Below are 14,110 nucleotides of genomic sequence, written 5' to 3' on the forward strand. Positions count from 1 at the left end.
GAAAAAATTAGGGGCTGTACCAGATAACTCCTTTGGGTTATCGGTATGGCAATGCGAAAAAGTCGTTTGAGCAAGGACAAGCAGCTTCGTTTAATCGAACATTTTGTGGCTGGCACGACAGCTCGTTGCGCTGCCGATCTGGTTGGTGTGAACGTCAAAACAGCCGCCTATTACTTTCACCGGCTCCGGGAAATCATAGCGGTAGAAGAGTCCTGTGAAGGGATGGATTTTGGCGAATTTGAGGTCGATGAGAGCTACTTCGGTGGCAAGCGAAAGGGCAAAAGAGGACGTGGGGCGGCTGGTAAGGTTCCTGTTTTTGGAATCCTTAAAAGGGGCGGGAAGGTCTATACACAGGTGATTCCTGATGCGAAAGGTAAAACCTTGCTTCCCATTATTCAGGAAAGAATCCAGCCAGACAGTGTGGTTTACTCGGACTGCTGGTATGGCTACAATGTCCTTGATGTGTCAGCGTTCAAACACTTCCGAATCAACCACTCGAAGCTGTTTGCAGATAGCCACAACCACATCAATGGAATCGAGAATTTTTGGAACCAGGCCAAACGCCATATGAGGAAATTCAACGGCATTCCAACCAAGCATTTTTCTCTGTTTTTAAAGGAATGCGAGTGGCGTTTTAATAACAGCAATCCGCGAAGCCAGTTTAAACAACTGAAACAGTGGGTTAGAAGACATATGGGCTAGTTATCTGGTACAGCCCCAAAAATTATTTGTTTGCCTCGATGACGGATTCTATGCAGTGGAAAAAATTCAGGATGCAGGGAACCTTGAGCCGGTAGTAGATTTGTTTGCCGCGTCTGTCGCTGACGACGATCCCGGCTTTTTTGAGTACGGACAGATGTTTGGACACGGTCGACATGTCATGGCCGATGAGTGTTTGCAGGTCGCACACGCAGCGCTCGCCATGGGCGAGTGCATCGATCATCTTCAGCCGCGACGGGTGGGCCATGGCTTTCATGATATTGGCTCGCTCTTTAATCTGCGAGTCTGTGACGATTTCATGTTGCTGATTAACACTGTTCATACATTTGGTAATATGACCAAGTGTTGATGCTGTCAAGTTGAGAAGAAGGATTTTTTGCGATTAGCGCGTGACGTCTGCCACTATCTCGTCGATGCGGTTAAGGTAGTCCCGTTGGTATAGTGGGCCATTTGCTGTGAATTGCTCAGCTATTGTACGGTGTGTCTCACACCACTGGGCCAGTTTCGGGTTTTGGTGGATGCGAGCGTAGGCTTTTATCATGTGGAGGGTCATGTGGCACACGGGCATGTGGTGACGGGCTTCGACGAGCAGGTCGGTGTAGTCACGGCCCAGGTTCAGGAAAAAGGCTGCCACTGCCTCGCCGCTTCTATAGTTCGCTCCGGAGTGGAGTAGCTCGGAGAGTTTGTTGTCGTCGGGAAGCTGCAATCTGGGAGAGCGCCGCCATTCGGTCGGCACCACTTCGTTGGTGTCATACTGAATTGAACCATGTTCGAGGAAATTCTCGATTTTTCTGGCGAGCAGGTCAGGCATTGGCGCAATGTGCTCAATGTCTCGCCGCGCATGCAGGCCGATAACCTGGCCGTCTTTCTCCTCAAGGGTCAGCTTCAGGAAAGGGCAGAGTGAGCTGATGCCATTCTCGGATTTGGCCCAAATGCCGCCGAAAATGCGATTCATGTCGAGGATGTGGACGTTGTCCAATGTTTCGGCCCACTGATTAAGCGTAGTTTCCGCCTTGGGCCAGATGTGTTCCCATCCCTCAAGGTATGAGAAAGGTTCGGGACCGAATGCCGAGTAATGTGACAGACGGTTGAGTATCAGTATGGGGACATCCGGGTGAGCATGACTGAGCTGACTCACCATGGCCTCATACCGGCTGAGGTATGTTTTGGGGTCGGGCTTGAACATCCGGCAGTTGGCGCTGGCCCATTGCATGAGCTCCGGGGAACTGTTGAGTGCATTGGTATCCATGAAAAAGACATACTCATCATCATTGTGCACGAAGAGCGGGGTGTTTTCATGAAACAGGCTCAGTACAATGAGTTGCGGCTGGGTATCATTGGGAACTGGCTCAAACTGATTCGTGAACAGGCGGCCATGGAGATAGTCGGTGAGCCCGAAGCGTTGTTCTGCCTGCTGTAACCATACGGGAACACTTCCGGGGTGGGATGGATAGGTCAGCGGCGACGCCTGCACCCCATACGAGCATTGGTGACCAAGTCGTTCCATGGACTTGCTAACGAAATCAGCCTGACAATTGCCAAGAAAGTAGAGCATGTGTCTCCCGTTTGATTAAGAGAATGATTCCGCATTTATCCACATGTTACATGATCCTGTAAACCCCGTTGTGTGAACAGCGACGATTGCAGCCTTTAGTGGCTGTAAAGGGAGTGAAGAAACTATTCGGCATATGTCACTAAAGCGTAACATATGGCACATTGTCTTGTAACAGACGTCATCTAGGTTCTCTCTCATCAATTTGGAACAATGTTTTTCATAAAACACTTTGAGGAGTACCTTAATGCCTAAGTTCATGAAACTGCTTGTTGTTGCTGCTGCCATCGTCGCTTTCGGCGCTGGCATGGCCCAGGCTCGCGATCAGGTCAAGATCGTCGGATCTTCCACTGTTTACCCCTTCTCCAGTTATGTTGCTGAAGAACTGGGCGCTACCACGAAGTTCAAGTCTCCTGTTGTCGAGTCCACTGGTTCCGGCGGTGGTCACAAGTTGTTTGGCGGCGGCGTCGGCATGGACACCCCGGACATCACCAACTCTTCCCGTCGCATGAAGCCTTCCGAGTTTGAGAAGGATCAGGCTGCCGGTATCACTGAAATCACCGAAGCCCTGATCGGTTATGATGGTATTGCTGTCGCTCAGAACGGCGAAAACGCTGACTTCGCTGTCACCAAGGATGAACTCGCCATGGCTGTTGCCGAGATGGTTCCCATGGATGGCAAGCTGGTCAAGAACCCGTACAAGACCTGGGATCAGATCAACTCCAATTACCCCAAGCGTAAAATCCTGTTCTATGGCCCGCCGACCTCTTCCGGTACCCGTGATGCTTTCGCTGAAATGGTGCTGGGCAAGTTCGCAAAAAAACACAAAGACCTCTATGCTCCGGTATCTCCCAAAGGCAAAGCCAAGAAGTACGAATCCGTTCGTCAGGATGGCGTGTATGTACCTGCCGGTGAGAACGACAACCTGATTGTTCAGAAGCTGACCAAAGACAAGGACGCTTTCGGAATCTTCGGTTACTCCTTCCTGGAAGAGAACTCTGATCGCATCAAGGGTGCCAAGGTCGATGGCGTTGCCCCGACCCCGGACACCATCGCTGCTGGCGATTACCCGATCTCCCGCTCCCTGTTCTTCTACATCAAAAAGGCTCACCTCGGTAAGGTTCCCGGCATGAAGGAATATGTTGAACTCTTCATGTCCGACAAGATGATCGGCCCCCGTGGTCTGCTGAAGCGTATCGGACTGGTTCCTCTGGCCGATGACCTTCGCAAGCAGGTCCAGAAGGACGTTCTTTCCTACAAGAATCTGACCCTGGACGATCTGAAAAACTAGTCGTCATACAAATAGTCAGAGACCGGCCCCCCTCCCGGGCCGGTCTCTTTTGCCGTTTAATAACATGGGGATAAATGTGACTACGGGAACCATATTTTTCTATCTCATCTGCGGATTGCTACCTTTATCCGTTGTCGCCTACTTTCTGGCGACCAAAAAAACGTACTCGGTCAAGTATGAGGGGGAGAAGTTCCACTCCACGCCGGGAAGTTACGGTTGGTATGCTATCGTGTGGACGTTGTCGCCAGCCTTGCTGGCTTCTTTCGTGGCTGTCGTACTGCAGTTGACCGGTGTCGTTGAGGTGCCGGGAACTGCGTTGATTGCCGCGACAATTGCTGTTGCCGCCGGAGGGCTTTGGGTCGGCGTAATGACAGTCAAACCCAGTCTCAAGGCGAGACAGGTGGTCGAGGACCTCGTCGTCAAGATGCTGTTCGCGGCTTCGCTGGTCTCGATCTTTACAACGATCGGTATCGTCATTTCCGTGACATTTGAGGCAATCAAGTTCTTTGAAATTGTCTCGTTGTGGGATTTCATCACCGGTACGACCTGGAACCCTGATGAGGCAGTGGCTGCTGCCGATACGCATGGCGTTTTCGGCTCCATTCCATTGTTTGCGGGTACGTTCATGATCACGGCCATCGCCATGGTTGTCGCGGTGCCCATCGGACTGTTCGCAGCCATCTGCATGGCAGAGTATGCGACGCCTTCTTTTCGCAAAGTAGCCAAGCCAGCCCTCGAGATCCTGGCCGGTATTCCTACCGTCGTATACGGATTCTTCGCGGCAATCACTGTCAGTCCCATGATTGTAAATGCAGCCGAGTTCTTTGGGTTGCAGGCTGACTTTACCAACGCGCTTTCGCCCGGAATCGTCATGGGGATCATGATCATTCCGCTCATCTCTTCACTTTCGGATGATGTTATTACTTCGGTTCCGAACTCTCTGCGTGAAGGCTCCCTTGCTATGGGGGCGTTCCGCTCCGAGTCCATCAAGACCGTCATTCTCCCAGCAGCGTTGCCTGGTATTGTGTCAGCCTTTTTGCTGGCCGTATCTCGAGCTGTTGGAGAAACCATGATTGTTGTCATGGCTGCTGGATTGCGGCCAAACCTGACCTGGAATCCGTTGGAAGGAATGACCACTGTTACTGTCCGCATTGTTGATGCATTTACTGGTGATCAGGCTTTTGACAGCCCCGAGACCCTGTCCGCTTTTGGGCTGGGGCTTGTGCTGCTCGTGGTCACGCTGGTGCTCAACGTTATTTCCCTGGTGGTTATCCGCCGTTTCCGTCAACAATACGAGTAAGAGAAGAATATGCCTATTAGTTTAGATCAAAAAACGTTGAAAAAGCGTTCCGGGGTTGACCGCCGTTTTCGGCTTTACTCGTATACTGCCATCCTGATGGCAGGAGCTTTTCTCATTTTCTTCTTTGCCGATATCGTATCAACGGCATGGACCGCTTTCGAGCAGGCCGAGTTGCGGGTTGAAGTGAGTTATAACGAGCAGGCACTGGAGATGGGTGATTACGCTCTTGAAGAAGATGTCAGCTATCTTGTCAGTCGTGGTTTTACTCGTCTGATTCCGAATACTATTCTGGAAGACAGGACCCTGATGGGAACGTCTGAGGAGAAGTGGGTGCTGGCGGACGCAGAAGTCGATCAGTACCTGAAAGGCAAGCCCAACCGGTTGCGGAAGGCAGAGCGAAAGCTTGTGGACCAGATGCGAGCCGAAGGCCGCGCCAGACTCGCATTCAATACAGGATTCTTTGCCAATGGCGACTCCAAGTTACCGGAAATGGCCGGTATTGCCGCTGCTGCAACCGGTTCCTTTTACGTCCTGTTGATTACCTTGCTTTTTAGCTTCCCATTGGGAGTCGCAACCGCAATTTACCTTGAGGAGTTTGCCCCGGATAATCGGTTGATGCAGATCATCGAGGTTAACATCAATAACCTGGCAGCCATTCCGTCCATCCTGTTCGGTTTGCTCGGTCTTTTCATATTCATCAACTTCATGGGCGTGCCACGTTCATCCGCTTTGGCTGGTGGTCTGACGCTTTCCCTGATGACGCTGCCTGTCATCATCATCTCGACGCGAGCTGCCATTATGGCTATTCCCGACTCTATTCGTGAGGGAGCATTGGCGCTGGGAGCAACCCGTTGGCAGATGGTTATCACCAATATCCTGCCGCTTTCCCTGCCGGGAATCCTGACAGGAACTATCATCGGCCTTGCAAGGGCAATTGGTGAAACAGCTCCTTTGATGATTGTCGGAATGATGGCGTATATCCCGGAGGCTCCTGACGGATTCATCAGCGCGGCAACGGTTTTGCCTGCCCAGATTTATACGTGGTCCTCTGATTCGCTTCGGGCTTTTACCGAGCGGACGTCAGCCGGAATCATCGTATTGTTGGGGGTCATGCTGCTCATGAATGGACTGGCTATCTACCTGCGCAACAAGTACGAAACCAAGTGGTAGAAATCAAAGTGTGAAAAAAAGAAAGGACGTGCCTCGGCGCGTCCTTTTTTGTGATTATGGAGTGGGGCGGAAGGTTAATGAACAAACTGTTCGCTGAATATCCGCTCTTCCAATGAGTGGTCAGGATCAAAAAGTACCGTGGCGTGAACGTCTGTCTGCTCTCGAATTGTCACGTGGGTTACGTCGCGAACTTCAAACGAGTCGGCTGATGCACCCACAGGTCGTTCGACCGGATTGACTATCTTGAACTCCACCGTGGTGGTGTGCGGGAGCAGAGCGCCGTTCCAGCGCCGTGGGCGAAACGGGGAGACCGGCGTAAGAGCCAGTACATTGGAGCCAAGAGGAATGATCGGGCCGCGAGCAGAAAGATTGTAGGCGGTTGATCCGGCGGGCGTTGCCACCATGATGCCGTCGCACACCAGTTTCTCCAGCCTTTCCCGACCATTGATGAGCACCTGAATGTGAGCCGATTGCTGTGAATAGCGCAGCAGCGCCACTTCATTGAACGCAAGGGCGGATAGTTTATGTCCCGAAAGGGTGGTGGCTGTCATCTCAAGTGGAAACAGCATGAGCGGTTCTGCCTTGTGAAGTCGCTCCAGCAGATCATCCGGTTTGAACTCGTTGAGCAGGAAGCCGATGGTTCCACGGTTCATGCCGTAGATGGGAATATTCAATTCGAGATATTCGTGCATGGCTGAAAGGAGAAATCCATCTCCGCCAAGCACAACAAGGGCGTCGGCCTCTTTGGGCGGGACGAGTGTGTGGCGTTGGGCAATGGCCTTCAGGCCGCGCTGGGCCTTGGGAGACTTGGATGCGACGCAGGCGATCTTCTTGATTTTCCTGGGTGTGGTCATGTTCAATGCGTCCTCTTGGGAGGCTGGAATTTATCCAATCAATACAGGGAAAGCCCTGCGAGGTAAAGGGCGCGCATCCGATCATAACGCCATGGCATGCTTCAATTTACAAGAGAAATTGTCTTGCCGGATGGAGAAGCGTCCATTGAAGTGACATTAGAGTCGGTGCGTCGGATAAAAGTTGATTCCTTGAGAATAAAAGAACCCCGGCCTTGGGACCGGGGTTCTTCGTTTTACTCGTTGTCGAGGCGCATATCGATAGGGACATACTCTCTGGTGTTGAGGCCCGTATAAATCTGGCGCGGACGAAGAATCTTCGTGCTTGCTCTGCTGGACTCGTTCCAGTGGGCGATCCAGCCGGGCATGCGGCCGATGGCGAACATGACCGGGAACATGTTGACCGGGATATTCAAGGCACGCAGGATAATCCCCGAGTAGAAGTCGACGTTGGGGTAGAGTCTGCGGTCCGTGAAGTACGGGTCATTCATGGCCACTTCAGCCAGTTCCAGTGCGATATCGAGAAGCGGATCGTCATAGCCGGATGCTTCCAGCATGTCGTGGGCTGCCTGTCGAAGTATCTTGGCGCGTGGATCAAAGGACTTGTAGATTCTGTGGCCGAATCCCATGAGGCGGCACTCTTTGTTTTTTACCCGCTCGATATATTTTTCGATGGTGGTTTCGCCATCACGGATTTCCTGAAGCATGTTGACGACACCGGCGTTGGCTCCACCATGCAGGCGGCCCCAAAGAGCACAAATTCCTGCAGAAACCGAGGCGAACAGGTTGGCTTCGGTGGACTGGACCATGCGGACGGTGGAGCAGGAGCAGTTCTGCTCGTGATCGGCGTGGAGCAGGAAGAAGAGCGACAGTGCGCGGACTTCCTGGTCCGTTGGTTCAAACTGCTTGTGCGGAATGGAGTGCATCATGTGCAGGAAGTTCCGGCAGTAGGAAAGCTTCGGATCAGGGTACATGAACGGAAGGCCCTGTGCCTTGCGGTATGACCACGCCGCGATGGTGCGGACCTTGGAGATGATCTTGGCTGCTGCGCGGTGAAAGTCCTCAAGGGAAGTCAGTTCGGTAAAGTCCGGGTGATAACAGCCCAGGGAGTTGATGACTGCCGAGAGGATGGCCATGGGGTGTCCATTGGACGGGAACCCTTCGAAATGGTGACGCAAGCCTTCGTGAAGAAGTTCCTGCTCACTCAGCAGGTCACGGAATTCCTGACGCTGTGAACGAGTCGGCAGTTCGCCGAAAATCAGTAGATAGGCTGTCTCGATGAATGTTCCGCTGGCTGCGAGGTCCTCAATGGGGTAACCTCGGTAGCGAAGTATGCCGTTTTCGCCATCAACATAGGTGATACTGCTGCTGCATGCGCCGGTATTGGCGAAGCCGGGATCGTATGTGACATATCCGCTGTCGTTGCGCAGTTTGGTGATATCAATGCCTTTCTCGTTCTCTGTTCCAACGATGATCGGCAGCTCGTAGGTCTTACCCTCAATGATGAGCTTTGCTGTCTCGTTTTTTGCTTCCTTACTCTCTTTCAACATCTTTCTCCCTCTCATAATCAATAATTGAGCCCCCCTCGCGGCATCGGGTGTAGAATAATATTCGGATTTTCCGCCATGGACCTGTTATGGTTTCGGCAATAGGCAGGTTGATGCGACTAACTCTATGTATGGGGAGCTGTTCACTTTCACAGCATGAGAAATCTTACCAAAAAAAATTATCCTGTCAAATGGAGAAATTGTTACGTCAAATGGAATGCTATGTAATTTAGGTGGTTAGAGTCGATATTTGATTTTGCCTTGTCTTGCAAACACGCATTTTGATTTATACTGGACAAACTTGTGTATACCCCTATAGGGTATACGCGTGCTGAATCAAAAGTAATACAATGAGGTGGTGCCTTATGAAAAAAAGGAAAAACACTCCAAATGCCATGACCCGCAGAACATTTTTGCGCAGTCTTGGAATAGGGAGTGCCGCCGCACTTGCTCCGACCGCAGCTTTGGCCGGACAGGAAAGAATACCCAATCCGTCGCAAGATGAGCTGGCGACCTTGCTGGATCTTTCCAAGTGTATCGGCTGTGGTGAGTGCGTGGATGCATGTCGTGAGTCCAATGCGACCAAGTTTCCCGAGCCACAAAAACCGTTTCCTAAAATGTCGCCTTCCCGAAAGGCCAAGCCTGAAGACTGGTCAGACAAGCGGGGAGTGGATGATAGACTCACGCCGTATAACTGGCTGTACCTGCAGACTGCGGAGCTGGAATATAATGGGGAATCCCATGAAATCCATATCCCTCGCCGATGCATGCACTGTCAGAATCCTCCGTGTGCACATATGTGCCCATTCGGTGCAGCGAGCAAGTTGAAGAATGGCATAACGCGAATTTACGATAGTTTTTGCATGGGAGGCGCAAAGTGTCGCGCCGTTTGCCCCTGGTCGATACCGCAAAGGCAGTCCGGCGTTGGTCTGTACCTTGATCTGACGCCACGTTTTGCCGGAAACGGTGTGATGTACAAGTGTGACAGATGTTACCAACTGGTCGAAAAGGGCGAAACCCCGGCGTGTGTTTCGGTATGTCCCGAGGATGTACAGACCATCGGGCCGCGCAATGAAATGATTCGTAAGGCGAGGGAACTTGCCCGGTCCATGAATGGATTCGTTTATGGGATCGATGAAAACGGCGGAACCAATACCTTTTATGTATCCCCTGTACCTTTCGAGCTTCTGAACAAGGCTGTCGAAAAGGGAAAAGGAAAGCCTCATTTGAAGCCGGTTGCATCTGTCATGGCAGATGAAACTAAGTTGGCAGCGGCCACACTTATTGCACCCATCGCTGGTGTTGCCGCCGGATTTCTGGGTGTGGGGGCGAAGCTGCTGAGTCGTAAGGACGATAAGAGCGAGGGAGGCAACAATGAAAGCTAGACCATACCCCTCATGGGTAACCTGGGCGTTCATAGTGATGGTGGGCTTGCTCGCCTTTACCGGGATGATCCAGATGCCTCTTGCCAACAGATACTATCTGACAAGCGTTCCGGGCATGGCATGGACCGGTGATTTCTTCTTCGTGCACAAGCTGCATTACGTACTTGCATCCCTGTTTTTGTTTTTCTGTGCTGTCATGTCCGTGAATTGGCTGCTCGAATGGCGAAACAGATTGGATTTGACAGCCATGGGCAAAATCCGTTTGTGGATGATCGCGGGCATTGTCGCAAGCGGCGGTATGCGGGTTTATCGGAACCTGCCGGATGTCAATATGGACCCGACCTTGGTCCTTGTTGTGGAGTGGGTCCATTTTGGACTGGTTATGTTGTTGGGGGTGGTCGCTTTGACCGCAGTCATCCGAAAATCATCGCAATACGTACGTTGGAAATAAAGTAAAATTCGATGTGAAAAAGGGGCGTTAAGCCCCTTCTTTCTGGACCACCGTTTCTTCCCATGCTATCCGCACAAGGTCGATTTGACTCGCTGTCTTTACTGTAGGCAGTCGAAGCAGCGGTAAGTTTTTTCTGTAAATATAGTGGGTATGGGATAATGAAAAATATTGAATGGAATGACTTTGAAAAAGTTGAACTGCGCGTTGGAACCATTATCAGGGCAGAGCCTTTCCCTGAAGCACGGAATCCCGCGTATAAAATCTGGATCGACTTCGGTGAAGAGATTGGCGAGCGTAAATCCAGTGCGCAGATTACCGAGCAGTATTCCCTTGATGATCTGCTGGGCAAACAAGTGATCGCCGTGGTCAACTTTCCCCCCAAGCAAATTGGTCCGATCAAATCAGAGTGCCTGGTAACCGGATTCTATCGTGAGGACGGTGTTGTACTGGCCGTGCCGGATAAAGCTGTCCCCAATGGAGTGAAGCTGGCGTAGCACCTCCTTTGTGGAGGGTGTAGTGATTGTGAATCATAAGTATATCATTCAGCTTTCTTTCATTAAAATGATATGGTTGCTCCAGACACCAGTGGTGTCTCCGATACAGCATGCAAAGCGGCTTTGGTTCTCGTGGCCGAAAGATTGTTTTACTCTGTTGAAGTGTTAAGGTATTCAAATTGCAGACAGTTGAAAAAAATGACTGACTGTCAAAATACTGGAGCAACAGGGCGGAGGCATGATTCACTTCACGACACAATTTGATTATCTGCGCGATGTTCAGCGCTCTTTCGAGGGCGGGGCTGGACGCGTTGATATGGTTGGTGTTTTTGCCAAAATACTGATTGTTGCCGCTCCAGTCGTTTTGCTGATGGCGTTCTGGCATTATCGCCACCGTATTGGTTTTGCGATCAGTCGATCCATTGTCAGGCTATTTTCTTTCCGTGGCAGGCGGATAGTACAGGATTACCTTGTTAAGAAAGGTGTTCTCTTCGAGATATTTCTCTATACGGGCAATGGGGTGGGCCGCCGAATCGGCATGGCTCGCGCTACCGATGTCCAGTCGGGAAGGATGCTTCTCGATATTGTCGACATAAAACCGCTTGGCCTGAATCTGAAAGGTGCTCGCGTCATTTGTTTCACCAAGCCCTTTACTTTGTCAGGTAAAAAAAAGAATGCGTTTGTCACGTTCGTATCCAGTTATGTGAAACGAGGTGGGACCATTCGAGAGATGTCCTTGCTGACGCCTGTGCGATATCAATTTGAAATTCGCAGAAGACACAAGCGTAAACGGATCGTTCGTGAAGGGGCGGTTCGGGTCAAGCTGTGGGATATTTCAAAGCGTAATTCGTTTTTTATGGCCAAGCCCGATTTACAGACCGTAAATAATCCGGCTCGCTACGGAAAGAAGATGCGTTTATCGGTGGAGAATATCTCGGCCGGCGGTATACGGTTGCTGATCATGAATCCTTCAGGGCGGCTTCCGTCTTTGAGTCCCGGGCATCAGTTCATTCTTCGCGTCAGCGTATGGAGCCCCAAGACTCGGAAGTTTTCCTATTTTACGGTGGTTGGGACCATCCGAAGCCGATTCAAAGGCAAGGGCGGATCCATTGGCCTTGGGATTCAGTTTACCGCGGAAGGTATGAAGATTGACGGCAAATACCAATGGAAAAGCCTCCACGGTGAGGTGAAGGCTTTGGCTCAGTTTCTGGAAGAATCGAATGAATGGAGCGCTCGCTCCTGATCTCTTGTGTTACTTGCTCCGGCAATCGGAACAGATGCCATACAGATACATTTTATGCCGGAGTAGCTTGAAGCCATGCTCTTCGGCCAGTTGTTCCTGTCGGCTTTCAATGGTCTCATCGAGTATTTCGATATTTTTCCCGCACTTGTCACAAATGAGATGGTCGTGATGGGTCTGACCGTAGCGCCACTCGTAGCGAACAACACCGTCAGCGAAGTCGAGCGGTTCTATCAGTCCGGATTCGTTGAGCAGTTTTAATGTTCGGTAAACGGTTGCCTGGCCGATTGAGGAGTCTCTTTTCTTTACATTGGCATATAATTCTTCAGAAGAGAGATGGCCATCCTGCTTGAGGAACGTGTCAAGAATGAGCCGTCTTTGCGGTGTCACTTTGAGATTCTTGTCAGCCAGATAGTCTGCGAATAGTTCTTGAGGATTCTTCATATTCTTGCGTGGTTAGTTTTTGTACAAAGCCGTTCATTTTCCAATACGATATGGATGAAGCCATGTCAAAGAGGTAAAGTGAATTCATGTTTCATTGCTCCTTGACATTTCCCAACTTGATTTCTACAATGTTTCACTCACTTCACAGGCACTGCTTGTGAGGCACCATACGGAGAGGTGGCAGAGCTCGGTTTAATGCGCTGGTCTTGAAAACCAGAGGCGGGGTGACTCGTCCGGGGGTTCGAATCCCTCCCTCTCCGCCATAGAGCATAATCACTTTGTCTCATGAAGTGTCATAAGCCCTCAAAATGAGGGCTTTTTTGTTGCTTTTATTGTGTCTTGCGGTGTCATAGGGTGTCTTGAGATGGCTGGTATAAAGGTACAAAAAGTGGTATAAATCGAAATATACCATTTTTCATTATACCACTCTCAGGAGAAAACCACATGCCGCTGACAGATGCCAAGATTAAAGCAGCCAAGCCGAAATCCAAAGAATACTCCCTGAATGATGGTGAAGGCCTATCTCTTGTCGTTAACCCGAAAGGGCGCAAGTGGTGGCGTTTTCGCTACCAGATGAACGGCAAGCAAACCATGCTGTCTTTGGGGGCGTATCCTTACATCAGTTTACAAGACGCACGACTCAAGCGCGGTGATATGAAAACCCTCATTGCCAAAGGCCATGATCCTTCACGGAAACGCAAGGAGGACAAGAGGAAGGCAAGTGCTAGTGAAGGATTTGAAGCCATCGCACGGGAGTGGTTTGAAAAACAGGTAGACTCCGGGTGGAGTGATCGTCACGCAAAAACCACAATGGAACGGATGAAGAAGAACATCTTCCCCTTCATTGGAGACAGGCCCATATCGGAGCTTGGCGTTGAGGATATGCTTGGAGTCGTTCAACGATGCGAGAAACGAGGAGCCGTGGAGACAGCTCGGCGTATTCGTCAAATAATGTCGCAAGTCTTTCGCTACGCAGTGGCTGCTGGACGAGCTGAGCGAGATCCTGCTGCGGATATTAAAGGTGCGCTCCCTCCGGCTAGGAAGGTGAAGCACCATGCTTCTATTACCGCCCCTAAGGAAATTGGCCCTCTCTTGAGGGCTATAGATGGCTTCTCTGGAACTTTGGTGGTGCATTGCGCTCTCAAGTTCGCTCCCTTGGTTTTTGTGCGTCCAGGGGAGCTTAGGAACGCAGAATGGAGTGAAATAAACTTGGAAGGGAGAGAGTGGCGGATACCTTCGGAGAAAATGAAAGGAGGGAGCCCTCATATCGTTCCCCTGTCTACTCAGGCCGTGGATGTCTTAACAGAACTCCATTCACTTACTGGCCCCTCTGGCTATGTCTTTCCAAGTGTGCGAACAGCCTCACGCCCGATGTCTGAGAATACGATCAACGTTTCTTTGCGGCGTATCGGATACGACAAAACCGAAATGACCGGCCATGGATTCAGGTCTATGGCGTCTACGCTATTAAATGAGCATGGATGGCATAAGGATGCCATTGAAAGACAATTGGCTCATACGCCCAAAGACAAGGTGAGGGCGAGCTACAACTACGCCGAGCATTTGCCGGAACGTAAGCGGATGATGCAGGCGTGGGCTGATTATTTGGATAGCTTGAAAGATGGTGGGAAAGTAGTCCCGTTGTTTGCGCAGAAGGTGGGGTAA

Annotated in this window: 14 protein-coding genes and 1 tRNA gene; 10 read left to right on the forward strand and 5 right to left on the reverse strand. The window is 50.9% G+C overall.

Features of this window, described 5'->3' with window-relative positions:
* Positions 1-51 precede the first annotated feature (51 nt).
* The gene (locus tag DPRO_RS15885) at positions 52-702 is read left to right on the forward strand and encodes an IS1595 family transposase (protein ID WP_097012874.1); all 651 of its coding nucleotides are present in this window, start codon (positions 52-54) and stop codon (positions 700-702) included.
* A 22-nt stretch (positions 703-724) separates the two neighbouring features.
* Here the strand turns inward: DPRO_RS15885 and DPRO_RS15890 are convergent, their stop codons facing one another.
* Both DPRO_RS15890 and DPRO_RS15895 read right to left on the reverse strand, forming a co-directional pair.
* On the reverse strand, positions 725-1,042 hold the full coding sequence (locus tag DPRO_RS15890) for an ArsR/SmtB family transcription factor (RefSeq protein WP_097012944.1): 318 nt from the start codon (positions 1,040-1,042) through the stop codon (positions 725-727).
* Between the two features lie 60 nt (positions 1,043-1,102).
* A complete protein-coding gene (locus tag DPRO_RS15895) occupies positions 1,103-2,275 on the reverse strand; it encodes a hypothetical protein (protein WP_097012945.1) in 1,173 nt (390 codons plus the stop codon).
* 244 nt (positions 2,276-2,519) lie between these two features.
* Between DPRO_RS15895 and DPRO_RS15900 the strand changes: the two genes are divergently transcribed.
* The 3 genes from DPRO_RS15900 to pstA all read left to right on the forward strand — a co-directional run bounded on the left by DPRO_RS15900 (position 2,520) and on the right by pstA (position 6,033).
* On the forward strand, positions 2,520-3,563 hold the full coding sequence (locus tag DPRO_RS15900; RefSeq protein ID WP_097012946.1) for a substrate-binding domain-containing protein: 1,044 nt from the start codon (positions 2,520-2,522) through the stop codon (positions 3,561-3,563).
* Positions 3,564-3,639: 76 nt separating this feature from the next.
* A complete protein-coding gene (gene pstC, locus DPRO_RS15905) occupies positions 3,640-4,863 on the forward strand; it encodes a phosphate ABC transporter permease subunit PstC (RefSeq protein ID WP_407681391.1) in 1,224 nt (407 codons plus the stop codon).
* A gap of 9 nt (positions 4,864-4,872) precedes the next feature.
* Positions 4,873-6,033: a phosphate ABC transporter permease PstA gene (gene pstA / locus DPRO_RS15910; RefSeq protein WP_097012947.1), complete on the forward strand. Its 1,161-nt coding sequence runs from the start codon at positions 4,873-4,875 to the stop codon at positions 6,031-6,033.
* A gap of 74 nt (positions 6,034-6,107) precedes the next feature.
* Here the strand turns inward: pstA and DPRO_RS15915 are convergent, their stop codons facing one another.
* Both DPRO_RS15915 and DPRO_RS15920 read right to left on the reverse strand, forming a co-directional pair.
* On the reverse strand, positions 6,108-6,887 hold the full coding sequence (locus tag DPRO_RS15915) for an NAD kinase (protein WP_097013782.1): 780 nt from the start codon (positions 6,885-6,887) through the stop codon (positions 6,108-6,110).
* Between the two features lie 233 nt (positions 6,888-7,120).
* Positions 7,121-8,434, reverse strand: a complete 1,314-nt coding sequence (locus DPRO_RS15920; protein ID WP_097012948.1) for a citrate synthase — start codon at positions 8,432-8,434, stop codon at positions 7,121-7,123.
* 362 nt (positions 8,435-8,796) lie between these two features.
* Between DPRO_RS15920 and DPRO_RS15925 the strand changes: the two genes are divergently transcribed.
* The 4 genes from DPRO_RS15925 to DPRO_RS15940 all read left to right on the forward strand — a co-directional run bounded on the left by DPRO_RS15925 (position 8,797) and on the right by DPRO_RS15940 (position 12,004).
* The gene (locus tag DPRO_RS15925; protein ID WP_097012949.1) at positions 8,797-9,816 is read left to right on the forward strand and encodes a 4Fe-4S dicluster domain-containing protein; all 1,020 of its coding nucleotides are present in this window, start codon (positions 8,797-8,799) and stop codon (positions 9,814-9,816) included.
* Entirely contained in the window at positions 9,806-10,267 is a 462-nt protein-coding gene (locus DPRO_RS15930; RefSeq protein ID WP_097012950.1) for a 4Fe-4S ferredoxin, read from the forward strand. Before DPRO_RS15925 ends, DPRO_RS15930 begins: the two co-directional genes overlap by 11 nt.
* A gap of 158 nt (positions 10,268-10,425) precedes the next feature.
* The gene (locus tag DPRO_RS15935; RefSeq protein ID WP_097012951.1) at positions 10,426-10,761 is read left to right on the forward strand and encodes a tRNA-binding protein; all 336 of its coding nucleotides are present in this window, start codon (positions 10,426-10,428) and stop codon (positions 10,759-10,761) included.
* Positions 10,762-10,999: 238 nt separating this feature from the next.
* Positions 11,000-12,004, forward strand: coding sequence for a hypothetical protein (locus tag DPRO_RS15940; protein ID WP_097012952.1), 1,005 nt, complete (start codon positions 11,000-11,002; stop codon positions 12,002-12,004).
* 9 nt (positions 12,005-12,013) lie between these two features.
* Here DPRO_RS15940 and DPRO_RS15945 read toward each other — a convergent pair whose 3' ends face one another.
* Positions 12,014-12,445 (reverse strand): Fur family transcriptional regulator, encoded by a 432-nt coding sequence (locus DPRO_RS15945; RefSeq protein ID WP_097012953.1) that lies wholly within the window; start codon positions 12,443-12,445, stop codon positions 12,014-12,016.
* Positions 12,446-12,616: 171 nt separating this feature from the next.
* Between DPRO_RS15945 and DPRO_RS15950 the strand changes: the two genes are divergently transcribed.
* Positions 12,617-12,708 (forward strand) — tRNA-Ser (locus DPRO_RS15950).
* A 181-nt stretch (positions 12,709-12,889) separates the two neighbouring features.
* The gene (locus tag DPRO_RS15955; RefSeq protein WP_097012954.1) at positions 12,890-14,110 is read left to right on the forward strand and encodes a tyrosine-type recombinase/integrase; all 1,221 of its coding nucleotides are present in this window, start codon (positions 12,890-12,892) and stop codon (positions 14,108-14,110) included.

The sequence above is a fragment of the Pseudodesulfovibrio profundus genome, assembly GCF_900217235.1.
Lineage (GTDB): Bacteria > Desulfobacterota > Desulfovibrionia > Desulfovibrionales > Desulfovibrionaceae > Pseudodesulfovibrio > Pseudodesulfovibrio profundus.